Origin of the sequence: Streptomyces sp. NBC_00872 (assembly GCF_045161915.1) — a bacterium.
Taxonomy (GTDB): domain Bacteria; phylum Actinomycetota; class Actinomycetes; order Streptomycetales; family Streptomycetaceae; genus Streptomyces.
On the sequence record NZ_CP108806.1, the window covers coordinates 6303296 to 6328419 of the forward strand.

General features: G+C 68.3%; 19 protein-coding genes. 9 read left to right on the top strand and 10 right to left on the bottom strand.

Going from position 1 to position 25124, the window contains the following annotated elements:
- Nucleotides 1-15 precede the first annotated feature (15 nt).
- Nucleotides 16-669 carry a RadC family protein gene (locus OG214_RS26980; RefSeq protein WP_363081678.1) on the top strand — a complete coding sequence of 218 codons (654 nt, stop codon included), beginning with the start codon at nt 16-18 and terminating at the stop codon, nt 667-669.
- Here the strand turns inward: OG214_RS26980 and OG214_RS26985 are convergent.
- The 5 genes from OG214_RS26985 to hsdR all read right to left on the bottom strand — a co-directional run bounded on the left by OG214_RS26985 (nt 653) and on the right by hsdR (nt 7341).
- Complete coding sequence (locus OG214_RS26985) at nt 653-1807, bottom strand: hypothetical protein (protein WP_363081677.1); 1155 nt, start codon at nt 1805-1807, stop codon at nt 653-655. The genes OG214_RS26980 and OG214_RS26985 overlap by 17 nt on opposite strands.
- Nucleotides 1804-3324: a class I SAM-dependent DNA methyltransferase gene (locus OG214_RS26990; protein ID WP_363081675.1), complete on the bottom strand. Its 1521-nt coding sequence runs from the start codon at nt 3322-3324 to the stop codon at nt 1804-1806. The genes OG214_RS26985 and OG214_RS26990 overlap by 4 nt, the downstream gene beginning before the upstream one ends.
- On the bottom strand, nt 3324-4094 hold the full coding sequence (locus tag OG214_RS26995) for a nucleotidyl transferase AbiEii/AbiGii toxin family protein (RefSeq protein WP_405986199.1): 771 nt from the start codon (nt 4092-4094) through the stop codon (nt 3324-3326). Before OG214_RS26995 ends, OG214_RS26990 begins: the two co-directional genes overlap by 1 nt.
- 107 nt (nt 4095-4201) lie before the next feature.
- Entirely contained in the window at nt 4202-4801 is a 600-nt protein-coding gene (locus OG214_RS27000) for a hypothetical protein (protein WP_363081673.1), read from the bottom strand.
- An 83-nt stretch (nt 4802-4884) separates the two neighbouring features.
- Complete coding sequence (gene hsdR / locus OG214_RS27005; protein WP_363081672.1) at nt 4885-7341, bottom strand: EcoAI/FtnUII family type I restriction enzme subunit R; 2457 nt, start codon at nt 7339-7341, stop codon at nt 4885-4887.
- Between the two features lie 1032 nt (nt 7342-8373).
- Here hsdR and OG214_RS27010 point away from each other — a divergent pair.
- The 4 genes from OG214_RS27010 (at nt 8374) to OG214_RS27025 (ending at nt 14265) form a co-directional block, all read left to right on the top strand.
- A complete protein-coding gene (locus OG214_RS27010) occupies nt 8374-11061 on the top strand; it encodes an NACHT domain-containing protein (RefSeq protein ID WP_363081671.1) in 2688 nt (895 codons plus the stop codon).
- Between the two features lie 210 nt (nt 11062-11271).
- Nucleotides 11272-11817 carry a hypothetical protein gene (locus OG214_RS27015; RefSeq protein WP_363081670.1) on the top strand — a complete coding sequence of 182 codons (546 nt, stop codon included), beginning with the start codon at nt 11272-11274 and terminating at the stop codon, nt 11815-11817.
- 178 nt (nt 11818-11995) lie between these two features.
- Nucleotides 11996-13378 carry a tannase/feruloyl esterase family alpha/beta hydrolase gene (locus OG214_RS27020; protein ID WP_363081669.1) on the top strand — a complete coding sequence of 461 codons (1383 nt, stop codon included), beginning with the start codon at nt 11996-11998 and terminating at the stop codon, nt 13376-13378.
- 65 nt (nt 13379-13443) lie between these two features.
- Nucleotides 13444-14265, top strand: a complete 822-nt coding sequence (locus tag OG214_RS27025) for a hypothetical protein (RefSeq protein ID WP_363081668.1) — start codon at nt 13444-13446, stop codon at nt 14263-14265.
- Nucleotides 14266-14328: 63 nt separating this feature from the next.
- On the opposite strand, the gene OG214_RS27030 is transcribed toward OG214_RS27025, so the two are convergent.
- From OG214_RS27030 to OG214_RS27040, 3 genes are all read right to left on the bottom strand, one after another.
- On the bottom strand, nt 14329-15882 hold the full coding sequence (locus OG214_RS27030) for a GAF domain-containing protein (RefSeq protein WP_405986200.1): 1554 nt from the start codon (nt 15880-15882) through the stop codon (nt 14329-14331).
- Between the two features lie 226 nt (nt 15883-16108).
- Nucleotides 16109-17152 (bottom strand): rod shape-determining protein, encoded by a 1044-nt coding sequence (locus OG214_RS27035; RefSeq protein WP_363081666.1) that lies wholly within the window; start codon nt 17150-17152, stop codon nt 16109-16111.
- Nucleotides 17153-17412: 260 nt separating this feature from the next.
- Nucleotides 17413-17979, bottom strand: a complete 567-nt coding sequence (locus OG214_RS27040) for a hypothetical protein (protein ID WP_405986201.1) — start codon at nt 17977-17979, stop codon at nt 17413-17415.
- Between the two features lie 120 nt (nt 17980-18099).
- On the opposite strand from OG214_RS27040, the gene OG214_RS27045 reads away from it, so the two are divergent.
- A complete protein-coding gene (locus tag OG214_RS27045; RefSeq protein ID WP_405986202.1) occupies nt 18100-18921 on the top strand; it encodes a hypothetical protein in 822 nt (273 codons plus the stop codon).
- Nucleotides 18922-19036: 115 nt separating this feature from the next.
- Here OG214_RS27045 and OG214_RS27050 read toward each other — a convergent pair whose 3' ends face one another.
- The gene (locus OG214_RS27050; protein ID WP_363081663.1) at nt 19037-19471 is read right to left on the bottom strand and encodes a MarR family transcriptional regulator; all 435 of its coding nucleotides are present in this window, start codon (nt 19469-19471) and stop codon (nt 19037-19039) included.
- Between the two features lie 149 nt (nt 19472-19620).
- Here OG214_RS27050 and OG214_RS27055 point away from each other — a divergent pair, with 149 nt between their 5' ends.
- Nucleotides 19621-20640 (top strand): NADP-dependent oxidoreductase, encoded by a 1020-nt coding sequence (locus OG214_RS27055; protein ID WP_405986203.1) that lies wholly within the window; start codon nt 19621-19623, stop codon nt 20638-20640.
- 243 nt (nt 20641-20883) lie between these two features.
- Nucleotides 20884-21312 (top strand): organic hydroperoxide resistance protein, encoded by a 429-nt coding sequence (locus OG214_RS27060; RefSeq protein WP_405986204.1) that lies wholly within the window; start codon nt 20884-20886, stop codon nt 21310-21312.
- A 96-nt stretch (nt 21313-21408) separates the two neighbouring features.
- Here OG214_RS27060 and OG214_RS27065 read toward each other — a convergent pair whose 3' ends face one another.
- Nucleotides 21409-24009: a M14 family zinc carboxypeptidase gene (locus tag OG214_RS27065; RefSeq protein WP_405986205.1), complete on the bottom strand. Its 2601-nt coding sequence runs from the start codon at nt 24007-24009 to the stop codon at nt 21409-21411.
- Between the two features lie 144 nt (nt 24010-24153).
- Here OG214_RS27065 and OG214_RS27070 point away from each other — a divergent pair, with 144 nt between their 5' ends.
- Nucleotides 24154-24966: an EI24 domain-containing protein gene (locus OG214_RS27070; protein WP_405986206.1), complete on the top strand. Its 813-nt coding sequence runs from the start codon at nt 24154-24156 to the stop codon at nt 24964-24966.
- Nucleotides 24967-25124: the final 158 nt, after the last annotated feature.

The following is a 25124-nucleotide window of genomic DNA, read 5'->3' on the forward strand; positions in this document are numbered from 1 at the left end:
ATGCGAGTCACCGACATGCCCACTGGCGACCGGCCACGCGAGCGACTCTGGGAGCTGGGCGCGGAGGCGCTCGCCGACAGGGAGTTGCTCGCCCTGCTCCTGGGCTCCGGGAGACAGGGACGTGATGCGGTAGAGCTGGCCAGCGAGCTGATCGCAGCGCATGGTGGGCTCCGAGGGCTGGCCCGCGCCGATCCGCAGGAGCTTGTCGCGCTATCAGGAGTGGGTCCGGCCAAGGCCGTCCGTGTCGCAGCCGCATTCCACCTCGCCCGTCGCGCGATCGATACTGGCGCCGCTGACCGCCGCCGTATCGCCACGACGGCCGACCTCGCTGCCGTTGCCGCGCCACTGCTACGTGGGCTGCGCCACGAGCGGGTCGTCGTCGTGGTCTGTGACGCCTCGTGCGCGGTACTCCGTACGGTCCGTCTCACCGAAGGTGCGACGGACCGCAGCCTCATTCCCGTACGGGACGCCTTGGCTCTCGTCCTGACCTCTGGCGGCACGTCGTTCGGCGTCGCGCACAACCACCCCACCGGCGACCCCACACCCAGCGTCGCCGACCGCCGTGCGACCACTCGCCTTTGCGAGGCCGCAGCGGCGGTCGGGCTGCGTTTCCTGGACCACGTGGTGGTGACGGACGACGGGTGGCGCCGGGTTACAGCTGACCAGTGAACGCTGCGTTGAGGATCGAGGGCCTGAGCGCGTTGAGAGCCGGCTCGGAGTAGGCGGCATTCAGTTGCTCGTCGAGAGCATCGAGTGTGCGGGCGACCCGATCCTGTATGGGGCGGGGCGGCAGGGGAAACGTTAGGTTCTCAAACCGCTTGCGGCCGAGTGTCCTGTTGCGCTCTGCCCCCGCCGAGCAGGCGGAAGAGACAAGGGCCAGTCCTTGGCTGCTCAAGAGGAAATGGCGCAGGTAGCTCGTGTTCACCCGATCAGCGATCGGGAGATAGAAGAAGAAACGGTTAGACGCGATGTGACGTGTGTCCTCTGGCCCGGTAACGGAGATTCCGCCTTCCCACGCCATGAGATTGCTGAGAGCGAGAGCGTTGGCGGGGAAGGCGAAATATTTGAGTTTACTGAGACCTTCGCTGATAATAGGAGGGTGCCGAATGAAACCTTTACCGAAAGAGCGGATCCCAATTGTTCGGTACTCGGCTTGAGGGTTAATGTCAACGGGAGTGCGTTCAAAGGAGACGACATCACCCATGAGGACCGTGTCCGTTGCAGATTTCAGAGCGGATGCGATGAGGGAAGCCGTCAGGTCCGCCTGGAGCCCGGTCATTTTCTCGCGTAGGGCGCGCACACCGTCAGCCCGACCGAGCGCCGCGTCCAGCCTGTCGGCGATACGGCGTTGCTCACCAATGTCCTCGGGCAGTGGCACCTTGGTGCCGAGAAGCTGGTCAACGTTGACTCGTTGACGCCTCGATCCCATGCCGGAAGTCTGCTTACTCAGCGCGTCGTGTAGATCCGACCACGTAACAAGATGCCCGATATATCTCGGGTCCGCTCTGTTTTTGAGGATTTCGAAGGTGGGAAATTCGTGGGATACATGCATTCCACTGAATTCGGAAGGCACCACGGCAAGAGCGCCTTCCCAGGCAAACAGTTTGCTATATACGAGTTGCCCGCTCTTGAGGCGGTTGTATCTTGTGTATTGCGTTTCAGATCCCATGATGGTCGGCCGTTTGAACAGGCCACGCCCACGATTGAGGAGTCCAGCGGTTGAGTATTCACGGCCAGGATCGATTCTGACCAGATCGTCAGACTTGGTGAGCACGCTGCCGAGTGGCGTCAGAGGGAACGCAGTCATCGTCCACCCTCCAGCTCGGTCTTTAGTTCTCCCAGCAGCCCGAGAATCTCCTGTTCCGTTTTGATCAGTTCATCAACGAGCTCCTCCGGCGACCGATGGGCCAAGTCGTTACCCACGTGTGGGTTAGTCAGGTCGAGGTTGTAGCCGCTCGCCGTGATGTCCTGGGCCGTGATGTGCCACGCGTGCTCATTCTGCTCGCGGCCTTCCCGTCCTTCGCCGCCCCACCACTTTGAACAGTCGGTGAACTCCTCGTACCGCATGGGCTTGGTCTTGCTGTAGCCCCGCCGCCCCTCAGGCAGAGGGATCTCGTAGAACCAAGTCTCTTTCGTTGGGCCGGTCTTCTCGAAGAAGAGCAGGTTCGCCGGAATCTGTGTGTAAGGCGCGAAGACGCCTTGTGGGAGCCGGACCACGGTGTGCAGGTTGCACTCCCGCATGAGTTTTGCTTTGACCTTGGCGCCCACGCCGCCGCCGAAAAGAGATCCGTTCGGAAGGACGATTGCGCAGCGGCCCCCGGGCTTGAGGCGCTCGATCACTGAGAACAGGAACAGCCAGGCCGTTTCCTGGGTGGCTACGCCAGCTTTATCAAACCGAGCGGCTACGGACTTCTCCTCCTCGCCGCCGAAAGGCGGGTTGGTGAGGACAACATCCACCCGATGGCGAGGGCTGCTCTCCTCGCGCATCCGTACCAGCGCGTTGGTGCGTACAACGTTAGGAACGTCGATGCCGTGCAGTAGCAGGTTCATCATGACGAGCAGATACGGAAGGGGTTTTTTTTCGAAGCCCCGGATGTTGTGCTGCAACTGGGCGACCTGTGTCTGCGACTGGGGCAGCTCTCGCAGTTCGTCATACGCCTCCACGAGGAAGCCGCCTGTCCCGCACGCCGGGTCGAGGATGGACATGCCCAGCTTCAGAAACGACTGCTCGACCATGAAACGGATCACCGGGCGCGGTGTGTAGAACTCGCCGGAGTCGCCGGCGGAGTCCCGCATCTCCTTGAGGATCGACTCGTAGACGTACGCCATCGTGTGGATATCGTCCGCAGATTCGAAGCTGATGTCGTTGACGACATTAACTAGGTCGCGCAGGAGGACCCCGGAGAGCATCCGGTTGTGGATCTCCTGGAAGATCGTGGAGATCACATTGCGCGGGTCGCCCTCATCGTCGCTGCTCAGCCCGCGCAGGTAGGGAAGGAGTTTGGCATTCACGAACTCCAGGAACTCGTCGCCCGTGAACTCTGCTCGGGCGCCCCAGCTCGCCCAGTCGTACGGTGCCGCGATTGCGGGTTCGTAGTCGAGGTTCTCAGCGGCCCGCTCCTGCTCCACGCACACGTCGAATGCCCGGAGGAAGAGAATCCAGGACAGCTGGGGCAGCCGGTCGAGGTCACCGTTGAGGCCCGCGTCTTTGCGCATGATGTCGCGGGCCGACTTGATGGCCGACTGCAGCTGTGCGCGGGTTTGTTTTTTGGGTTGGGCAGGCACGTCGATGGCCAGTTGGCCGGCCGCGTCCTTGGTGGGCATCAGAGTTCCGTTCCGGTGGTGTCGGCGACAGCCTTGTCCCAGAAGACGCGCAGCAGATCAAGTGCGGCGTCTAGGGAAGGTGCCGTCTCGGTCAGTCTGTCGGCTAGGGGTGGGTAGGTCTCGCGCCAGAGAGGTGGGGGGTCGGGGAGGGCGCTGGGCACGGGGTGGGTGGCCCGGACGATGAAGACATGCCGTACTACGCCGTACAGCTCGCGGTCGGGCATCAGGCCGGTCTCGATCAAGAGGACGAGATCAGCGAGATCTTTGACTCGGGTGTTGGGACGGTCGCCGTAGTCGCGGGAGAAGGCATGCAGCTTCTCCGCAAAGTGCTGCCGCCGGTCCACTGCTTCGATCGCGCGCGCCGGAATGCCCGCGAACTCAAGGACCCCGAACAGTGGTAGCGGCTCGGTGGCCGCTACCTCCTCTCCGCGTGCCGCGACGTCCAACCGGATGCCTGCGAACGGCTTGCCCGCCAGGCCGGCTTCCACGGAGAACCGCCACGCGGGCCGTCCGGCCGCGTCTGAGACGAGAGCCACCGGTGCGGCGACACGGAAGGTGAACCAGTCGCCGTCCGGATCCTCGGCCAGCGCGTCGATCAGGGCGTCCCGCATCGCATTGCCGTCTCGCCCTTCCGCCCGTACTGCCAGGTCGAGATCCTTGGTCGCCCGCGCCTTGTCACGCAGCCGGAATTCCAGCGCGGCACCCCCTTTGAGGATCCACTCGCCCGCCGGGTCGGCCGACAGGCGTGCTGCCAGCCGGTCGAAGACCACACGGCGACGCAGGCGGCCCAAGTCCGTACCGTCCGAATCGGACTGCCGCTTCAGCCTGGCCTCCAGGGCCCGGCGGAGCGCAGCAGCATCCTTGTACTCTTTCACCTCTACGACAGCTCCGCTCTCATGGCACGCTCCATGCCTAGTTCGGCGCGAGGTCCCAGCTCCTGGGCGGCATGGAGCAGGCGTCGGCGGGTGGACATCCCGCGCTCCAGGGCATCGGCCACGGCCGAGTCGAGTACATCCTGATCCATGGCCGCGGCGGCACACTCCACGATGGCCCGCACTGGCGTAGTGACCCGGAAACCTTCGTGCTGCTCGATTTCCGACTCGGTCAGGACCGCACGGTGCAGAACGACCGCCGGATCCTTCTGCCGGAATCTCGGCGGCACGGTCAGATGCACCTCGGAGGGGTTGGCCGTACCCAGGTCATGGACGGCCAATGCAGTGGAGTGGGAGGTGACCCCGCGGCCCCGGCTCCACAGCGACCAGCGGACCAGGCTGTCGGTCTCGGCACTGGGTAGATGCTCGTATTCGCGAAAGCGGTAGATGCCTCGGTCGACGCGGGTCCAGTTGCGGCGCTGGACGTGGAAGTGCTGTGCCTGGTACGAGTACCCGGTGCCAAGGGCCTGGGCTGCTGTGAAGTATCCACTCTGGCGGCTGGCCAGCCGCCAGAGTCGGTCACGTACGGAGTCGTCGCTGAGCACACAGCCAGGATAGCAGTCAAAATCCTCCTATTCTTCTTTAGGTTGATGCTCAACCTCTACGTGAAACTAAAAGTAAGATAGAGTTATGCGACGTCGAAGACGCGCTTGCCAAGCTCATCAATGGCTCCGTGCATGCTCTGAACCCCACCGAAGTAGCTCGCCAGCTGGGTAACCCTTCCCATCTGCCGGAACGGCGGTACCCGCAATGCGCTCGGCGACAGCTCAGACGCACCTTGCTCGGTGAACTTGTCCAGCAGGGTGTCGAGTATGACCCGAGCTTCAGGGGCGAAGCTGCTGAGGAAGTCCGCGTGCTCGCGCCGCACCCGGTGCGCCCGCTCGGCCCGGCTCACGAGTGGAAGCTCCCATGCCGCGTTGATCAGCAGATCGATCGGATCCGCCTCCGGATGATCCAGTTTGCGGAGCAGGTCCTCCTCGGTGATGTCGTACTGCTCGCTCAGCCGCCGGCGGAGCGCCTCGCGGCTCTTGGCAGTGGCCCACTGGGTGCGCAAGTCGGTCGGTGACAGGTTCAGCTCCAGGACCTGATCGTGCACGATCTCCCGGTAGAGGACGAGCTTCAGTGTCCTGCCGTCGGACTGCAGCTGGTAATGCACGTCGTTCCAGACGAAGACCGTGACACCGTTAACATAGATGCGGCGCTTACTGCTCTGGATCGCGTCAGCCTGATCGTCATCGGTGACGGTGTAACCGTCAGTGTCACTCCCCGGCAGCACCCCACCATCCTGTGACTTGAAAGCTGCCACAGTCTCGGAGACTTCCTCGACCTCGCTTTCCGGCGTGCCCTCCTCGTCGGTGCTGTTGACCAGTGCACCCTGCTCGTCCGTCCGGTCATTAACGATAAGCAGTGGCGGGCCGTCGAACTCCGGGTCGTTGAAGAGGGCTGTTGCCTCGACGAAGTCGATGATGTCGAAGGATCCCTTCTCGATGTCCAGGCACAGCCTGGTGCCCCGTCCGATGATTTGCTTGAACTGGGGCATGGATCGGATCCGTCGAAGGAGCACGATGTTGCGGACCGAGGGGATGTCCACGCCCGTCGTCAGCATCTGGCTTGTCACGGCGATCACGGGCTCGTCCGTATCGTCCTTACGGAACTGGTCCAAATGCTCCAGCCCGGCGGAACCGTCGTCGTCGGTGATGCGGCACACGTAGTCACGGAACTGCGCAACAACGTCCAGGTTCGCCTGATTCAGGGCTGCGACCACCCGGTGCGCGTGATCGTTGTTCTCGCAGAAGATGATCGTCTTGCCCATGCGGTCGGTTTGACGCAGATAATCAGTGAGGTAGCGGGCGACCTCCTCCGTGCGCTCCTGGATGGCGAGAGACCTCTCGAAGTGCCTCTGCGTGTAGACCTTGTCGGGGATCTCGTCGCCGTCGATGTCGAGCTGACCGGGCTCGGGCCGGAAGCCCGTGAGGTCCACGTTCAGATGCACCCGGCGCACCCGGTACGGGGCGAGGAAACCGTCCTCGATGCCGTCCTTGAGCGAGTACTCGTAGACGGGCGCACCGAAGTACCCGAAGGTGTCGCGTTCCTTCTCCTGGACCGGAGTCGCCGTCAGTCCGAGCTGGGTAGCCGGTTCGAAGTACTCCAGGATCGTGCGCCACTTCGACTCGCTTCCGGAGCTGCCCCGGTGGCACTCATCAACGATGATCAAGTCGAAGTAGTCCGGCAGATACTGGTTGAACAGTGCGTCCTCGTCGCCGCGCTCGCTGTCGAGTGACTGGTACAGGGCGAAGAAGATTTGCCGGGCTCGCTGTGCTCGGCCGCCGCTGATCTTGTGTACAACATCTCCGAACACTGGCTCGAAGTAGTCGTCCTTCGGCTGGTCGATGAGGATGTTACGGTCCGCGAGGTAGAGGATGCGGGGCTTCTCACCTCCCTTCCAGGAGCTTCGGCGGAGCTTGGATACCAGTTGGAAGGCCACCATGGTCTTGCCGGTGCCAGTCGCGAGCGTCAGCAGGATCCGCTTCTCCCCCCGGGCGATGGCCAGCAAAGTCTGGTTCACCGCACGGCGCTGGTAGTAGCGCGGGCGCTTCGGAGTGAGGTCGTTGTTGCGCAGCCTGTTGTCGAACGGGGCAAGCATGAACTCCTGCTCCAGGTCGGACGTGATCCCCTTGTCCTCGCAGTACCGGGTCCAAAGCTCCTCCGGCGACGGGAAGCAAGAGATCTTCCGACGGTTGCCGCCGATCTCGATCTCCCAGATCTCCAGCCCGTTCGTCGCATAGGCCACCGGGAGCCCGAGCCGCGTCGCGTATCGCTTGGCCTGCTCGATCCCTGCGGCCACATCGACGCTGGTCCGCTTGGCCTCGACTACCGCGATGGGCGCGTCGTCGCGGTACTCGAGCACGTAGTCCGCCACCAGCGCAGGCCCTCGGCGATGCCGGCGGGCCGACGCTTCCATCTTGCCGTCGTTGATCGGGTACTCCTCCCGTACCTGATCACGGCTCCACCCCGCGGACATCAGGGCAGGCGTGACGAAGGCCCGACGCGTCTCTTGCTCGTTCATCCCCGCTGTGCTTGCCATAGAAGGTATTGGTACATCAGGGTCACGACAGCTGTCACAGGAATCAGCCGCTCGATGCCCACGAAGCCGAACATCACTGCGAGGGAAGGGGAATTCGCTGCGGCGAGGTTCGAGTCCTTCTCCGAGCTGGAACGATCGCTGGCGTGCGCGCCGGCCTGTCCCCGCGTGAAGGCGTTGGGGACACATTGGGGACGCAAGGACAGGAACAGACTGACAAAGGTTCTAGAGCACCAGCACACGACACGCACTCTGAGCTGGGAAAACGTCTAGAATCGGCGTAGAAAAGCAAGGGCCGCCAAGATCCTCAAAGGACTCATAATCCGTCGGCCGTGGGTTCGAGTCCCACCCGCCCCACGCGGACGGACGTTCGAGGAAACGATCCGACCAGTATGCGAGCGCCCCAACTGGTTCAGACCAGAGTGGGGCGCTCTGTCGTCTGCCGGGTCCCGCGGGGGCGGCAGGTGAGCGACGGGGGCTGACTGATGCTCACAACGGGCGCGGGGAACGGGGGCTTGGGCATTCCTCGCGACCTCCTTGTCGACCTGGGGAACGGACCGGTGTACGTGTCGGACGATAGCTGAATCGTTCCTTGTGGTGGCGTTTCCTTGATCGTATGACTGCCACCTCCACTCGCACGGACCAACCTCGCCGCCACCTGGCGCATGCTCCGGGAGCCGGTCGGCGAGGGGCCGGAAGCGGGTGTGTGTCCTGGTGCCGGGCGGTGGGGACGGGCCGGCGTCTCCCCCCGGTGCCGTCCCGGGGGCGGGGGACGGGCCTGGTCCACTTGGACGAATGGCCGGCCGGTCGCTGTCCGGGGGAGGCCACTCGGCACCCTGGCCGTCGTAGGCGGTTCCGGGCGGGTGGGCGGACAAGCGGATGAGCGGGCGGCATCATGGCGCACCGTCCGCCCCGGGGGCCGGCGCCACGCGGGGGGATCACGGCATCGGGTGAACTTCTCAGTACGCCGCCCGGCCGTGTCCTACGCTGACGCGAACGTGGCCGAACGTGCCGTGCGTACACCTCGGGGAGCAGATGGAACCCGCCGTCATCGGGGCGCGTCTCGCGTCGAGCGTTGTGAGTCCGCTGATCAGGAAACTGTTCCAGTCCGGCCCCGGAGCGGGACTGGTCGACAAGCCCGTCCGTGTCTCCGGGCTCATTTCCTTCCGCGGTGAGAAACGCACTCTCTCGGACAAGGACCTGCACAAGATCTCGGAAGAGCTGGTCCGGCGGGCCGCGCAATCGACCGGTGTCGAGGAACTGTTGCCCAATTTCGAGAAGCGGGCGGTCGCCAATGCCGTGGCCGATTCCCTGCGTGTCATGGGGACGCTCGACATGGACGACGTACAGGCGGTGAGGCTCGGTCATCTCGGACTGTCACGGCATCTCAGATCCCAGAGCAATACGGCCACCCTCGGATTGTCGACCGACGCGGTCACCCTGCACGCGAGCGTGATGAACACCGCTTGTCTGCACATCCTGAATTTCTTCACCCAGCGCTCGACCTTTGTGCCCCGCACGCTGCTGGAGCAGAGCCGCGGCATCGAGGAACTGACGCTGAAGATCGACTCCTTGATCGCACGCGCGCCGTCCCCGGCGGACGGCCCGTTCGAGGACCGCTATGCCCGGTACATCGCGGCCAAGCACGGCAAGCTGAGCATCTTCGGCCTCGATCTGTCCGGTTCGCCGGAGAGCTGGCGTCTCGACACCGCCTATCTCAGTCTGGACGCGTCGGGCGACACCACGAACGCCGTTCCCACGCTGCTCTCGGCCGACCATGTGCTGGCGGGCCGCGACCGGGTGCTGCTGCGCGGTGTGGCCGGGTCCGGGAAGACCACCCTCGTCCAGTGGCTGGCGGTCTCCACCGCGCGGAAGTCGCTCGACGAGCATCTGCTCCATCTCTACGGACTCGTGCCGTTCGTGCTGCCGCTGCGTACCCTGACCAGGGGCGGCGCCACCCTTCCCGCGCCCGACGAGTTCCTCTCCGCGGTGGACTGTCCCATCGCCGCTCTTCAGCCGCCGGGGTGGTTCGACCGGGTGCTGAGGTCGGGGCGCGGACTCATCCTGATCGACGGCATCGACGAGATCCCCGAGGACGACCGCAACGACGCCCGCCGCTGGCTCCAGGAACTCATCGGTACCTACCCCGGGAACCGCTGGCTCGTCACCTCCAGACCGTCGGCCGTACGGGAGCACTGGCTCGTCAGCGACGACTTCGCCGAACTCGATCTCGCGCCGATGAGCCGGGACAATGTCGCCGAGTTCATCAAGCGGTGGCACAAGGCGGCCGGTATCAGCGATCAGTACGCCAATGAGCTGTTGCGCGCCGTCCGCGCCAAACAGGACTTGGGCGGGCTCGCCACCAATCCCCTGATGTGCGGGCTGATCTGCGCGCTGCATCAGGACCGCCGCGGCTATCTTCCCGAGGGACGCAAGGAGATCTATGACGCGGCCCTTTCCATGCTGCTCTTCCGGCGTGACCGTGAGCGCGGTGTCTACAAGGCCGGGTCGATCCATATCAGCGAGGCGCACCATATCCAGTTGATCCAGAAACTGGCGTACTGGATGATCCGCAACGGCCGCTCCGAGATGGACCGCAGCGACGCGATCGAACTCCTGAGCCAGGCTCTGCCGACGATGCCGAAGGTCGCGGAACAGGGGACTGCGGAGGAGATCTACCGTCATCTGCTCATCCGCAGCGGTCTGTTGCGTGAACCGAGCACGGATTCGATGGATTTCATCCACCGTACCTTTCAGGACTATCTCGGGGCCAAAGCGGCCGTGGAGGGCCTTGATTTCGACTTTCTGATCGCGAACGCCCATCTCGACCAGTGGGAGGACGTCATCAGGATGGCCGTCGCCCACGCGCGGCCGACGGAGCGGACCCGGCTGCTCACCGGTCTCACCCGGCGGGACGACGCCTCGCCCCACGGTATGAACCGGCTCCATCTGCTGGCCGCCGCGTGTCTTGAGCACGCCACCGAACTGGACCCCGCCGTGCGGGCGGAGGTGCAGCAGCGGGCCGCGGCGCTGATTCCACCGCGCTCGGCCGACCAGGCCCGTGCGCTGACGGCGGTCGGTCCGGTCGTTCTCGATCTGCTGCCGGGCCCCCGGGAGCCGGCGCGCGTCGAGGGGGCACCGGCCGGCGAACAGGCGCCGGAGGAGGAGCGGTTGAGCGCGGACGAGGCGTATTTCACCGTCCTGGCCGCCACCCGCATCGCCACCGACGCCGCGATCACCGTGCTGGCCCAGTACCGCGGCCACCAGGATCTGCGGGTACGGAACGAACTGGTGCGGGCCTGGAACCGGTTCGACACCGACACCTACGGCCAGGAGGTCGTGGCGCACCTCGCGGAGGACGGTGTCTACTTCCCGGTGTCCAACGTGAGGGAACTGCGGGCGCTGTCCAGCTTCGGCGGTCGCTCCCGTATCAAGATCTCCGGCGAGTTCACGACCCCCGATTTCGTCAATTCGTGCCGTGGCGACCGGCTGACGCATCTCTGGGTCGAGGCGGACATGGGGCGCAGCTGGGGATGGCTGCACAGCTTTCCCCATCTGCGCTCGCTCACCATCGAGACCCTGCATCCCCGTATCGATGTCAGCACGCTGGCGCAGGTGGTGTCGCTGCGTACGATCCGGCTGCCGGAGGAGACCGTCACCACGGGCGCGGATCTGCTGCCGCCGTCCATGGAGATCGTGCGTGAACGGCTGAGCGTCATCTGACCGCACCCGGTCGGCGTTTGGCGGAAACCGATCGGTGAGTTCGGGGCGTCCCTGTCTTCGCCTGCTCCGGAGAGGCTGTCAGCGGCCTCGACCACGCTGCCCAGGGGGACTGAAGCGATGACGCGCACCCGTACTCGTACCCGCGCCGGAAGACGCACCGGAAGACGCACCGATGGACGCACCGATGGACGCACCCGCCCGCTGTCCGCGGTGGTGATGGCGCCCCTGGCCCTGGTCGCGGTCCTCACACTCCAGGGGTGCGACGCGATCCAGGGCCAGGATCCCGGTCCGGCTCCGACCGCCGATGCCCTGCCCAGCCCGACGGTGCCGGTGGAGCGGCCTCCGGAGGAGTCGGCGCAGAGCCCGTCGGAGCCCTCGAAGAGCCCGGTGGCGGCGGGTGATCCCTGCGGGATCGTCTCGCAGGAGGAGGCCGAGACGCTGGCCGACTCGAAGCTCAATCCCGCCGAGCCCCTGGCCGAGACCTGCACCTACACCGGGCTCGCGTCCGGTCCCTCGGCGCAGGTGGAGGTCTATGTCGGCGACTCCGCGCGGAACTATCTCGACGCCGAACGCGGCATCGGGCATGAGCTGAGCCCGCTCTCCGGAGTCGGCGAGGAGGCGTATCTGGAGGACGGATCGGTCTTCTTCCGCACCTCCGGGCAGTGGATCTCCATACGCCTTGTGCGCTCGGTCCCGCCGGAGGAGACCCGTGAGCCTCTCGAAGACCTGGCCCGCACGGTGGCCGCCCGTCGCTGATCCGGCCAGGCGCCGCCGACCCGGCCGGGTCGGGCGGTGGCCGGCCGGGGTGGGTGGGGGCTCCACCATTCCGTGCTCGGAACTATGGACTCCCCACATGGCCCGGTTCTCATGGGGCGCTGACGATGTGCGCCATGGCAGTGCCGGACCGACCGGTCGAGCCGATCGGAGGAGTTCCATGCGTCTGAGAACAGGTGTCACCGTGCTGGCGGCCATGCTGCTGGCGGTCACGGCGACCAGCGCCGGGGCGGCCCCCGTGCCGGACCCGGAGGCGCGCGGGGGGCCGTCGCACTGTGCCGCCCGGGACCGGGTCTCCGTACCCGGCGCGGAGTTCCAGACCGTGGCGTGTCTGCCGGACCTGACGTCCACGGCGCTCGCGGGCACCCAGTACACCGACTCCACGGACTGGTCCCCGCTCTTCGCGAAGGGCACCCTGAACCCCTCGGGTGTGCCAGGTGTCCAGATCGACGGCTACTTCCCCGACTCCTCACGGCTGAACGCCACCCACGGCTGGAAGCACGACGCCCAGTTCGTGATCCGGCTGCCCGACCGCTGGAACGGCGGGCTCGTGGTGACCGGCGCGCCCGGCACCCGCAAGCAGTACTCGCTGGACCCGCTGATCTCCGACTGGGTGCTGGCGCAGGGCTATGCCTTCGCCTCCACCGACAAGGGGAACAGCGGGCCCGATTTCTACACCGACGGCACCAAGGCCGGTGACGCGGTCGTCGAATGGAACCGGCGCACCACCGAACTGACCCGGGCCGCCAAGAAGGCGGTCCAGCGCGCGTACGGGCACGCCCCGCGCCGTACGTATATGACCGGCACCTCCAACGGCGGCTATCTGACCCGCTGGCAGCTGGAGAACCACCCCGAGCTGTACGACGGCGGGGTGGACTGGGAGGGCGTGCTCTGGACGGAGCGCGGCCCCAATCTCCTCACCTATCTGCCCACCACCGTGGCGTACGGGACGGGCGGCGCGGACGCGGACGACATGTACGAGGCCGGATTCGCGCCGGGCAGCGAGTTCCTCTGGCCCTATCACCAGACCGCCTACTGGGGGCTGACGCAGAAGGTGTACCGGGCCGAGTTCGACCCCGCGTACGACACCAACTGCCCAGGCGCCTCGGCCGGTTCCACCACGGCGGAGATCCTGGCGCCCTGCGCCTCGGACGCCTCGTACGACTACGCGGCCCGGCCGCGCTCCGTCCACCGGGCCGTCGAGCGCGTCGCGCTGACCGGCCGGATCGGCAAACCCATGATCACGCTCCAGGGCTCGCTGGACACGCTGCTGCCGATCGCCACCGACTCGGACGTGTACACGCGCATGATCGACGACCAGCACCGGGCCAGGCTGCACCGCTACTACACGATCGAGGGCGGTACGCATGTCGACGGCCTCTACGACACCTATCCGGACCAGCTGCGCCCGATCCTGCCCTGCTACCGGAGCGCGTTCGAGGCGCTGACCCGGTGGGTCGAGCGCGGCGCGACCCCGCCGGCGAGCCGTACCGTCCCCAGGCCCGCCTCCGGTGACGTGGTGAACAGCTGCGCCCTGCGCTGAGCGCGCGGGACCCTTACGCTCCCGTACCGTGGCTTCCCCCTTCCCCGATCCGCACCGGGAGCACCGTGTCCGCCCTTCTCTATGTCACCGATCTCGGCTATGAGGCCAAGGGCCGCAGATACTGCGACGAGGACATCCGGCTCTCCTCCCGGCTGCGGCGGGACTTCGCCGTGGCGCTGTGCCATCCGCTCGACGCCGCACATCTGATGGGGTCCTTCGACGCGGTCGTGGTGCGCAACAGCGGGCCCGTGCTCCACTACCGGAAGGAGTACGACGCCTTCCGCGACCGGGCCCGCGCGGCGGGGGTCCGGGTCTACAACCCGCTGACCGGCCGGGCGGACATGACCGGCAAGGGGTATCTGGCGGAGCTGAGCGCCGCCGGATACCCGGTCATACCGACCGTCGACCGCGCCGAGGACCTCGGCCGGCTGCCGGCGGCCGGCACCTATGTGGTGAAGCCGCGGCTGGGCGCGGACTCGATCGGGATGGAGTTCGTCGCGCGGGAGCGGCTGGCGGAGCTCTCCCTCGGCGGCCCCGACGGTGTGCTGGTGCAGCCACGGATCCCGTTCCGCTACGAGGTCTCGTTCTACTTCATCGACCGGGACTTCCAGTACGCCCTGTACGCGCCCGACCCGGGGCGGCGCTGGGAACTGGAGCCGTACGAGGCCGGGGCCGCGGATCTGGAGTTCGCGCGGCGGTTCATCGACTGGAACGGTCTCGCGCACGGGATACAGCGGGTGGACGCCTGCCGGGCCCCGGACGGGGAACTGCTGCTCGTCGAGCTGGAGGACCTCAATCCGTATCTGTCCCTGGAACTGGTGGACCCGGACACCCGGGAGGCCTTCGCCGCGCGGCTGACGGCCTCGCTCCACGCGCTCCTGCGCTGAACGGACGGGCCGGGACGGGCCGGCCCGGCCCGGCCTCTTCCGCGTCCTGGGCCCGAACACGCCCTACGGCCCCTGGCGCGGTTCCTCCCAGGTCGTCGTCGTACCGCGCTCGCCGTCCTCGCCCACGCCGTTGTCCGTGACGACCAGCCGTACCCCCTCCAGCCCGTCCGGCAGCTCCGCCGTCGCGTCGATCTCCACCTCGATCGCCGTCACCCCCTCCCGCCGGTGCGCGGCGGCGAGAGCGCCGCGTACCTGGGCCAGCAGCCGCCGGCCCACCGGTTCGCCGACGAGCGTGTCCACCGGTCCGGTGAACTGCACCGACGGCCGGAAGCCCAGCAGCACCGCCGCGCCGTCCACCTCCCGCAGCACCTTGCCGCGCACGCTCGTCGGGGCGTCGGCGGGCGGCTGCTGGAGCGCGAAGATCGTGGTCCGCACCTCCTGGATGGTGGAGTCCAGCTCGTCCACGGCCCGGCCCAGCAGCTCGTCCAGTTCCGGTGTGCCCGCGCGCCGTCTGGTCGACTCCAGCATCATCTCGGTCGCGAAGAGGCGCTGGACGACCAGATCGTGCAGATCGCGGGCGATCCGGTCGCGGTCCTCGTACACCGCGAGCTGCTGCCGGTTCTGCCGGGAGTCCGCCAGTACGAGCGCGACCGCGGCCTGGGAGGCGAACTGGGTGGCCAGCAGCCTGTCCACCGCGCTGTACGGACGGCCGCCGCGCCGGCGCGGCAGGGCGAGCGTGCCGATCAGCTTGCCGCCGCTTTGGAGCGGCAGCATCATGCTCGGCCCGAAGCGGGACCGTACATGGGTGGTCATCCGGGGATCGGTCGACGAGTCCTCGATGAACACCGGCTCTCCGCCCAGCAGTTGGACCAGTACGGGGGAGCCGGGCTCGATGATGGTGCCGACGATCCCGTCCGGGTCGCCGGTCGTGGACGCGGCGACGATCTCCATCCCGCCCTCCTCGGTGGGCTGGAGCACCACACCCGCGTAGGCGTCGGCGAGCAGTCGGGCCGACTCGGCGACGGTCATCAGCGAGTCGGCCGCGTTCTCCCCGCGCAGCAGCGCCGTGGTGACCGCCGCGGCCCCCTTGATCCAGCGCTCGCGCCGCCGGGCCGCCCCGTACAGCCGGGCGTTGCCGATCGCGATGCCCGCCTGCGAGGCCAGCACCCCCAGCAGCTCCTGGTCCTGCTCGGTGAAGGGACCGGTCCGTTTCTCCGCGAGGGAGAGACTGCCCAGGACCACGGTGTCCACCTGGACCGGCAGTCCGAGGAAGGAGCGCATCGGGGGATGGCCGGGCACCATGCCGGCGAACCGGGGGTGGGCCGTCAGATCGTCCAGCCGCAGTGGCCGCGCGTCCCGGACGAGTAGGCCGAGCAGCCCGCCCCGCGCGTCGGGAAGCCGTCCGATGCGCTCCCGCTCGCTGTCGCTGATTCCGGCCGTGAACAGCTCGGTGAGCCGGCCGCGCTCGGGATCGATCACACCGAGGGCGCCGTAGCGGGCACCGATCAGTTCGGTGGCGGTGTCGACGATGTGCTGGAGCGCGGGTCGCAGTTCGAGTTCGGTGCCGATGCCGAGCACCGCCTCCAGCAGCGCGGGCAGCAGGGGCTCGGGCGCCATACCGTCGTCCGACTCGGCACCGGCACGAGGACCACCGGCACGAGGACCACCGGCACGAGGACCCGGCTCCCGCGCCGCCCCGCCGTTCTTCCCCCTCCCGCCGCCTTCTCCGCTCATCGCACAGCTCGTCTTCTCACCCGCCCCGCACGCCCCTGGCCGACCGCCCGTCGTGCGGCGGCCGGTCGCACGGCGGCCGGTGAAGCGGCTGTCGGTCGAGCGGCCGTTGTCAGCGGACCACGGCCAGCGGGTTCAGGACCATCGGCTGGACCTTTCCCTCCAGCATCGCACCGAGGCCCAGTACGGCGCAGATGTCGGGGCGCTCCGCGATCGCCACCGGCATGCCGGTCGCGTCGCGCAGCATCTGGTCGAGACCGGGCATCAGCGCGCTGCCGCCGACCATCGTGATCCCGCCGTCCGCGAGATCGGCCACCAGGTCGGGCGGGCAGTCCCTGAGCACCTTGCCGATCCCGTCGAGGACGGCCGTCAGCGGCGAGTAGATCGCGTCCCGTACGGCGGCGGTGTCCACCAGCACCGAACGGGCGACTCCGGTGGCCACGTCCCGGCCGTGGATCTCGGTGGTGCTGGGGCCCCGCGTGGTCAGGCCGTGGTCGCTGAGCGCGAGCTGCAACGGGCGTACGGACTGGCTGGGCAGCAGCAGCTCGTGCTGGTGACGCAGATGCTGGATCACCGCGTGGTCGATGGCGTTGCCGCCGATCGGGATCCGCTGCGCGGTGACGATCGACCCGAGGGAGAGAACCGCGACCTGGGTGGTCGCCGCGCCGCAGACCATGATCATGTTGGCGGTGGGCTGCTCCACGGGCAGCCCGCAGCCGACGGCCGCGGCGATCAGGGTGTCGACCAGCTCGACCCGGCGCGCACCGAGACCGACCAGGGTCTCCACGCAGGCGCGCTGCGCGAGCGGGTCGCTGTCGTGCGGGGTGGAGGCGGCGGCGCGCAGCCGGGGCTTGCGGCGGAGCTGACGCCGGAGCTTGTCGCCGAGGAGATGACGGAGCATGCGCTGGGCCATCTCGATGTCGACGACCGTCCCGCCGGAGACCGGCCGGACGACCTGGATGTAGTCGGGGGTACGGCCCGTCATCTGCTCGGCGAGCGCGCCGACGGCGATGAGCGCGCCGGTCCGGGTGTTGAGGGCGGCGACGCTCGGTTCGTCGACGACGAGCCCGGCCCCCTTGACAAAGACCCGGGTCCTGGCGGCCCCCAGGTCGACGGCGATGTGGCAGCGTCGCAACTGCTCAAGACTGACGGTCACGGCAGGGTCTCCCGAGAGCGCTGATGGGTTCACCGGCGGCGGCCGGCCCTGTTCGCATCGTGCTGCGACGGCCCGCGCGGCGCGCGCTGGGCTGCGCCGGTCGGGCGTACGGAGTTGACGGCCCGCCGGCAGGCGTCGGCGGCCGGTCCCCGGGCCGTACGGAGACGCGTACGGCCCGGTCGTACGGGCGGGTCCGGATCGTCCGGCCGCGCCATGTCCGGTGCCGCTGACGGGTCGTGCCCCGCCCGCCCCGAATCGCCTCAGCGGGTCCCGGACCACTCCTGCAACAGCCCCCAGGTGAATTCCGCGACGCCCGAACCGCCGCCCGGGAGAGTGAACGCCAGCCGCAGCTTGGTGGGGGCGCCGCCCTCCATCGGCCGGGCGGGCGGGAACGCCCGCGCGACCTCGTCCACGGTGCAGGACCAGGGGCGCAGATCCTCCGCCGTACGCGGCTCGGGACCGGCCGCCCCCGGCGCGCGTACCAGCCATTCGTTCCATACGGCCCCGCCCGGCGCCACCATCACCTCGAACCGCAGTCCGGGCCAGAGCGGTACGGGCCAGAGCAGGGCGTCGCACTCCAGATCGCCGACCGCCCGACGGAAGGTCAGCTCCGGTTCGCCGAGGACGGAGCGGTAGCGGGACAGCGCGCCGCGGCCCCGGGGCGCGCGCACCATCGCCTGCCAGCGGCGGTTCGCCTCACGCATCTCCGACAGTGACACCCCCAGTTCACGGCGGGCGTCGTCGACCAGCTCCGGCTGATGGTCGGCCATCCGCCGCAGCAGGACGAGCTGGAATTCGAGCGGACCGAACGGTCCATTGGACGTCATACCGCCATCTTGCCGGTACACGTGGGCCGCCTGGGACACGTGTGACACGGGAGTCCACACAAGACCCTCACAGGCTCGTCTATGCGCGTCGCCCCGCCGCCGCATAATGTGCGGGGCGCCATGGACTACTGCGACCAGTGCCGACGGCACCTCAACGGAGCACTGGCGTGCGCCGGATGCGGCACCCCCGCCGAGGAGCTGCGGCAGCAAGCCCCGCCATCCCCCGGGCCGCAACACAGCCGCCGCCCGGACCGGGAGAGCGAAGGCACCGAAGATCACGGAGAGTACGAGGACGCGCCGGACGGTGAGATCGTCCTGGACGAACTCGTACTGACCGGCCGCCACCCCGAGCCGGGCCCGGGACGGCGCGGCTCGTCCTCGCGCCGCCGCAAGGGCCAGTCCCGGCCTCGTGGGCGTACCAAACCGCGCCGGGCGCGCGGCAAGCGCCGGCGCAAGGTGCTGATAGCGACCTTCGGCGTACTGCTCTCGCTCGCCACGCTGAGCCTGGCCGAGCTGGCCATGGAGTCCCCGGGCAAGGACGACGCCACCGCCGTCAAGGAGGAGACCCCGGTCGACTTCGAGGGCGGACCGCGGGACACGGAGCGGCCCGAGGCCCCCGACGATCCAGGACCCGCGCCGTCCGCGGACCCCGGTACGAGCGGCTCGGCGAGACCCGGTGGCAGCGGTGAACCCGGTACGCAGGCGTCCGGCGAGGCGGCCGTGTCATCCTCCGCCCCGGCGGATGACACGGGGGAGGACAGCCCGGATCCGTCCGAGTCCGGCTCACCCGGTCCCGACGGTTCCACACCGGGGACGACCGGTCCTTCCGGGCCCACCGGGGAGCCCACCTCGGGAAGCCCGACGACACAGGCGCCTCCACCGCCGCCCCCGCCGGCCCCCGAGCCGACCGAGACCTGCATCCTGTGGATCTTCTGCTCCTGATCGCCGCACCTGATCCGTCTGCCTGGTCCGTGTGCCTGATCCGTGTATCTGTCCGCCTACGCCGTCCGCTCATGTGATCCGCTGATCCGCGTACGCGATTTTCCGCACGCGGGCGCTATTCCGCGTTCTCGCCCAGCATCCGCTTGAGCAGATCGCGCAGCACTCCGCGCTCCTCCTCGGACAGCTCCGCGAGCGGCTCCCGCGCGAAGTCCAGTGAGTTCCGCAGCAGCGCCGCCGTCGCCCGCCCCTTCTCGGTCGGAGCGGCGAGCTTCACCCGGCGGTCGGCGGGGTCCGGACGCCGCTCCACCAGGCCACGCGCTTCGAGCCGGTCCACGATGCCGGTGACATTGGACGGCTCGCACTTCAGCTTCCGGGCGATCCGGCGCATGGGCATGGGCTCCAGGGAAAGGAGTCGCAGGACGCGCGCCTGCGCGCCGGTGAGGGAGTGTTCGGCCGCGGCCTGGTCGTACTCCTCGTAGTAGCGGGCCACGACGCTGCCGATCAGCTCGACTACTTCGAGGGTCAGCGGGTCCGCGCGTGGAGTGGCCATGGACACGAGCATAGCCAGTTGCTTGACAACATGAAATATTCAGGAGCATGGTTCTTTCAGGTGGTGAAGCTTTATGCCGTGAGGCCATCGGCCCCGGTCCCGGCTCACCGTCGAGGAATCCGAGGAATCAACTGAGGAGGCCCCGCTCCATGACCGCACTTCCCGAGTCCGGCCGTGTCTGGCATCTCGTCGCCCGTCCCCATGGCCTGCCGCGGCCGGAGGATGTCGCTCTGCGCGAGGTGCCGGTGACCGAGCCCGGTGAGGGCCGGATCCTGGTCCGCAATCTGCACTTCTCGGTCGACCCGTACATGCGCGGCAGGATGAACGACGCCAAGTCGTATGTGCCTCCGTACCAGCTCGACCGGCCGATGGACGGCGCGGCGGTGGGCGAGGTGATCGCCTCCGGCAGTGCGGACTTCGCCGTCGGCGACCATGTCACGCACGGTCTGGGCTGGCGTGAGTACGCGGAGTTCCCGGCCGGGCGCGCGGTCAGGGTCGATGCCTCCCTCGCTCCGCTCTCCGCCTATCTCGGGGTGCTCGGCGGCACCGGTCTCACCGCCTACGCGGGCCTCTTGGAGATCGGTTCCCTCAAGGAGGGCGACACCGTCTTCGTCTCGGGCGCGGCCGGAGCCGTCGGCAGCCAGGCCGGCCAGCTCGCCAGGATCAAGGGCGCCGCCCGGGTGATCGGCTCCGCGGGCTCGGACGAGAAGGTCAAGCTCCTGGTCGAGGAGTACGGCTTCGACGCGGCGTTCAATTACAGGAACGGCCCGGTCAGGGACCAGCTCAAGGCGGCCGCGCCGGACGGTGTCGACCTCTACTTCGACAATGTCGGCGGCGAGCATCTCGAAGCCGCGATCTCCTCGCTCAATGTCTTCGGCCGGGTCGTCCTGTGCGGCGCGATCTCGCAGTACAACAGCACGGAGCCGACCCCGGGCCCGCGCAATCTCGCCCTCGCGATCGGCAGGCGGCTGCGCCTCCAGGGCATGATCGTCACCGATCACTACGGACTGCTGCCGGAATTCGTCAAGGACGTCGCGGGTTGGCTGGCCTCCGGTGAGCTCAAGTACCACGAGACCGTGGTCGAGGGCATCGAGAACGCCTTCGACGCGTTCCTGGGAGTACTGCGCGGTGACAACACCGGAAAGATGATCGTCACACTCAACAACTAGGTCCTGTCCGGTCGATCTTCGTGGATCAGCCCGGGGCGTCTGGCGCGGTGCATCGCAAGGCGGAGGATCGCCCGTGTACTGGATGTACTCGGGTGACTCCGACAACGCGGCGAGGTGCCGTGCCAGGCGTTCCGGGCCCACGAAGATCGACCGGACAGGACCTAGCGCCAGCCGTTAGGCTCGACTCAGACCGTCGTGGTCCGTGGGCGCGAGCCGCGGCGTACAACAGGAGGAACGCACCGTATGAGCATCCAGAATATCGATGTCCTCTACACCGCCGTCGCCACCGCGGAGAACGGCCGTGACGGCCGCGTCTCCAGCGACGACGGCAAGCTCGACGTCGTCGTCAACCCGCCCAAGGAGATGGGTGGCAGCGGCGCCGGGACCAACCCGGAGCAGCTCTTCGCCGCCGGGTACAGCGCCTGCTTCCAGGGTGCGCTCGGTGTGGTCGCCCGCAGGGAGAAGGCCGACATCTCCGGTTCGACGGTGACCGCCAAGGTCAGCATCGGCAAGACGGAGGCCGGCGGCTTCGGTCTTGAGGTCGAGCTGACGGCGTCCATCCCGAACGTCGACGAGGCCACCGCCAAGGACCTGCTGGAGAAGGCGCACCAGGTGTGCCCCTACTCCAACGCGACCCGCGGCAACATCAAGGTCGAGCTGTCGGTCGCCTGATCGCACAGCGCGGCGCACAGCACGACCTGAACGACCTGAACGACCGAGGGCCGGACCCCGCGCGGGGTCCGGCCCTCGGGCTCTGTCCGCCGGGTACTACTTCGCGGAGGCGAGCAGCGCGCGGCCGAGCTGCGCGAACACTCCCTTGGGGTGGTCACGGAAGAGCGGCTCGGTGCCGAACAGCACGACCGGCGCGCCCTGCGCGGACGTTCCGCTCACGATCGAGGCCTTGCCCGCCGCGTCCGTGGGCCCGCCCGTACCGCTTCCGTTCGCGCGCCAGTGGCCCGAGACCAGCGGATTGCCGGTGCCGTACGACTGATCGGCCCGCACTCCGGGGCCCAGGTCGGTGAACCACCGCGGCGAGTAGACAAAGGTGTGCGCGAGGGCGCCGCCGGTGATCGGACCGCCCGCGTTGGCCACCCGCACCACACCGTTGGCGTCACCGTTGCCCGCCACGGCCCTGGCGGCCAGCAGACCCGCCGCCGTGTTGAAGGAGGCACCCGCGGAACCGAGTCCGACGACTCCCCCGCCCCCGGCCAGGAATCCGTTCAGAGCCTCGCGCGCGGCCGCGTCGAGACCGGTGTACGAAAGACCCGAGGAGACGTAGAGCACATCGGCGGCGGACCAGTCGAAGCCCGCGTTCAGGACCGCGGTCGAGACCGGGACCACCTCGAAGCCCATCTCGCGCAGACCGAACAGCTCACCGGGCGTCACGGCGGCGGCGACCCGCGTACGGTGCGGCGAACCGGACCCCTTCTCCTTGGTGGCGGCGAAGACCACGCCGTACCGGTCGGCCAGGACGACGGCCTGACGACGCGCCGAGGAGGGCACGATCGCGGAACCGTCCGCCGCCCGCCGTACGTTCACTCCCTGCGCCAGCAGGGAGTTGAGAGCGGTCAGCTCCTTGGGGTCGTCCAGGCGCAGCCGCAGATCACCGTGGCCCCGGCTGCCGCCCGCGACCGAGCCGGTGGGCGCGGCGGCGTGGACCGTACGGCTGTGCAGCCGCAGTCCGCCGCTGACGTTCTGCACCTTGTCCACGCTCGCGCCCCACAGCAGCCCGAGGCTCCACCCCGAGATGTCGTACATGGTGGAGACGTCGGCGCTGATGTCCCGTCCCTCGGACAGGATCACATTGGCGATCCCGCGCTTGGACTGGTGCATGTCGACGACATACGAGCCCGCCGGATACGAGCGTCCCGCCAGCCGGAAGCCGGCCGACGCCCGCTCGATCCGTACGTCGTTGGCGATGAGATGGTCCACCAGCCGGGCCGCCGCGGTCGCGGAGCGCTGGCCCTCGCCCGCCGGGATCACATACGCCCGGGGGAACTCCGTCGTGTACACGTCCTCCGGGCCGATGCCCGGCACACCGGGCACGGTCTGCTCGGAGACCGGCCGCTGGGCCTCGCCCGCCGCGCCCCGCCGGAATGTCTCGATCTGGTCCGCGATCACCGAAGTGCGGTTGCGGTACGCGTAGTCGAGGGTCGCGCGCATCGCCGCGCCCGCGATGTCCGTGTTGATCGCGGACCGCCGGCGCAGCTCCTCGACGGGCAGGGAGTCGTACGAGGCGTTGTTGACCCGCATCGGGATCTCGACGGTGTGCGAGGCCACCGCGCCCTGGAACGCCATGTACTGCGGGGTGAAGATCGGCGGCCAGTCGTCCCAGCCCTCCTGCTGGTCGCGGAAGGGGATGACGGGCGGCTCGACACCGTCCTTCGCGGAGGTGTAGCCCAGATCGTTCACCGCCTTCTCCATACCGAGGGCGTTGGCGTAGGTGTTCTTCAGGAAGAGGTCGTACTCGTAGTTCTCGCCGTGCGGCGGGGTCGTCGGCTCGATCAGGGTGCCGTTGACATAGCCGTGCAGATCGAGCATCACGGCGGGCTGCTTGTCGATGGCGATCTGCCGCATGGCGCGCGTCTCGGGCTGCGAGCCGGTGATGAAGTCCCGGTTCAGATCGAAGTTGTTGCCGTTGGCGCGGGTACCGGCGATCCGGCCGTCCGGGTTGGCGGTCACATTGAGATAGATCCGGTTCTTGGCGAGCAGATCGCGGGTCCTGCCGTCCTTCGCCTTCGCCAGCTCCTCGATGAGCTTCAGGGCGGCGTCGGTGCCCTCCCACTCGTTGCCGTGGATGTTGTTGTTGATGAACACCGGCGTCTTGTAGGCGGACTTGATCCGGCGGTCCTTGGCGGCGGACGCGGGGGAGTCCTCGATCAGCTCGCGCATCCGCTCCTGCTCGCGCGCCTCGTGCGCGCTCTCGGGCGCGGTGACGGTGACGAGATACAGCTCGTGTCCGCCGGCGGAGCGGCCCGTGACCTCGACGCTGACCCGGTCGCCCTGCTTCTGGAGGGCGTTGAGCCGGGGAGCCAGGGAGTGGTACGGGGCCAGACCGAGCTTGATCGCTTTGTCGGCCGGGTTCTCGGGCGTGGTGTCGAGGACCGTACGGCGCGGGTAGCCGCCGTCCTTGCGCAGCGCGGGACCGGGTGTGCCGAGGGCGGTGAGCGCGGTGAGCGCGGCGGCGGAGGACTTCCCGGTGGCGGTGGCGGTCTCGATGGCGGCCACGGAGGCCGGGCCGCCGCTCTCCCTCACGGGGTGCGACCCTTGGGTATCACGCCCGGGAGCGGCGGTGGCGGGGAGCGGGGCGAGCAGCAGAGCACCGGCCGTAACGGCGGTGGTCAGCAGGACAGGTCTGGGTATCCCCATGCGTCTGTACCCTCCGAGCTTTCGGAAATGATCAGAAGTGATCGGTGGTATTAACAATCGATCGACAGTGATCGGTAAGCAGGGTTTACAGGGTGAGCGACCGAACGACAAGAGGGTGTCCATGTCGTGGGTAGGCTGAACCTCATGCATGATCTCGGGGCCGGCTTCGGCTACTTGATGAAGGGCCAGCGCTGGGTCGTGGGCCATGGCCGGTGGTTCGGGTTCGGGCTGCTGCCCGGTCTGGTCACGCTGGTGCTCTACGCGGGCGCGCTCGTCGCGCTCTTCTACGGCGCCGACGATCTCACGGCCTGGGCGACCCCCTTCGCCGACGACTGGTCCTCACCCTGGCCCGGTCTCTTCCGCGGCTTTCTGACCGCGCTCGTCTTCGCGCTCGGTCTCTTTCTCGCGGTCATCACCTTCACGGCGGTGACCCTGCTGATCGGCCAGCCCTTCTACGAGTCGCTCTCGGAGGCGGTCGACCGCGCCGAGGGCGGCGAGGTCCCCGAGTCGGGCCTGCCCCTCTGGCGCGAGCTGCTGATCTCCGCCCGGGACAGCCTGCGGATCCTGGTACGGGTGACGCTCTACGGCGTCCTGCTCTTCGCGCTCGGCTTCATCCCGGTCGTCGGCCAGACCGTGATCCCCGTGCTCGGCTTCTGTGTGTCCGGCTTCTTTCTGACGGAGGAGCTGACGGCGGTGGCGCTCCAGCGGCGCGGTATCGAGCTGAAGGAGCGTCTGACCCTGCTCCGGGGCCGCCGGATGCTGGCCCTCGGCTTCGGTGTGCCGCTGACGCTCGCCTTTCTCGTACCGGTCGTGGCGGTGTTCCTGATGCCGGGCGCGGTGGCCGGGGCCACGCTGATGGCCCGTGAGCTGGCGCCGGCGCGGGAGGATGTGCCGGACGGCGGAGCGGGCGGCGAGGGTGCGCCCCGGACGGGCGCACCGCTCACCCTCGACAAGTAGTCCCTCTCCGGCCGGACTTCGCGGTCCTGTCCGGCTGGACTCCGCGGGTGTGGGAGGCCGGCCTGGGAGGCCATGAGGCCTCCGCGCGGGCCGGGCGGGCCAGGTCTGTCCTGGACCGCCCGGCCTGCGGTCGGAGCCGGTCAGGCGCCGGTCAGGAG

Coding starts and splice junctions, on each gene's coding strand:
- OG214_RS26980 (WP_363081678.1), top strand. CDS start 16: ATGCCCACTGGCGACCGGCCACGCGAGCGACTCTGGGAGCTGGGCGCG.
- OG214_RS26985 (WP_363081677.1), bottom strand. CDS start 1,807: ATGACTGCGTTCCCTCTGACGCCACTCGGCAGCGTGCTCACCAAGTCT.
- OG214_RS26990 (WP_363081675.1), bottom strand. CDS start 3,324: ATGCCCACCAAGGACGCGGCCGGCCAACTGGCCATCGACGTGCCTGCC.
- hsdR (WP_363081672.1), bottom strand. CDS start 7,341: ATGGCAAGCACAGCGGGGATGAACGAGCAAGAGACGCGTCGGGCCTTC.
- OG214_RS27010 (WP_363081671.1), top strand. CDS start 8,374: ATGGAACCCGCCGTCATCGGGGCGCGTCTCGCGTCGAGCGTTGTGAGT.
- OG214_RS27020 (WP_363081669.1), top strand. CDS start 11,996: ATGCGTCTGAGAACAGGTGTCACCGTGCTGGCGGCCATGCTGCTGGCG.
- OG214_RS27030 (WP_405986200.1), bottom strand. CDS start 15,882: ATGGCGCCCGAGCCCCTGCTGCCCGCGCTGCTGGAGGCGGTGCTCGGC.
- OG214_RS27040 (WP_405986201.1), bottom strand. CDS start 17,979: ATGACGTCCAATGGACCGTTCGGTCCGCTCGAATTCCAGCTCGTCCTG.
- OG214_RS27045 (WP_405986202.1), top strand. CDS start 18,100: ATGGACTACTGCGACCAGTGCCGACGGCACCTCAACGGAGCACTGGCG.
- OG214_RS27050 (WP_363081663.1), bottom strand. CDS start 19,471: ATGGCCACTCCACGCGCGGACCCGCTGACCCTCGAAGTAGTCGAGCTG.
- OG214_RS27055 (WP_405986203.1), top strand. CDS start 19,621: ATGACCGCACTTCCCGAGTCCGGCCGTGTCTGGCATCTCGTCGCCCGT.
- OG214_RS27060 (WP_405986204.1), top strand. CDS start 20,884: ATGAGCATCCAGAATATCGATGTCCTCTACACCGCCGTCGCCACCGCG.
- OG214_RS27065 (WP_405986205.1), bottom strand. CDS start 24,009: ATGGGGATACCCAGACCTGTCCTGCTGACCACCGCCGTTACGGCCGGT.
- OG214_RS27070 (WP_405986206.1), top strand. CDS start 24,154: ATGCATGATCTCGGGGCCGGCTTCGGCTACTTGATGAAGGGCCAGCGC.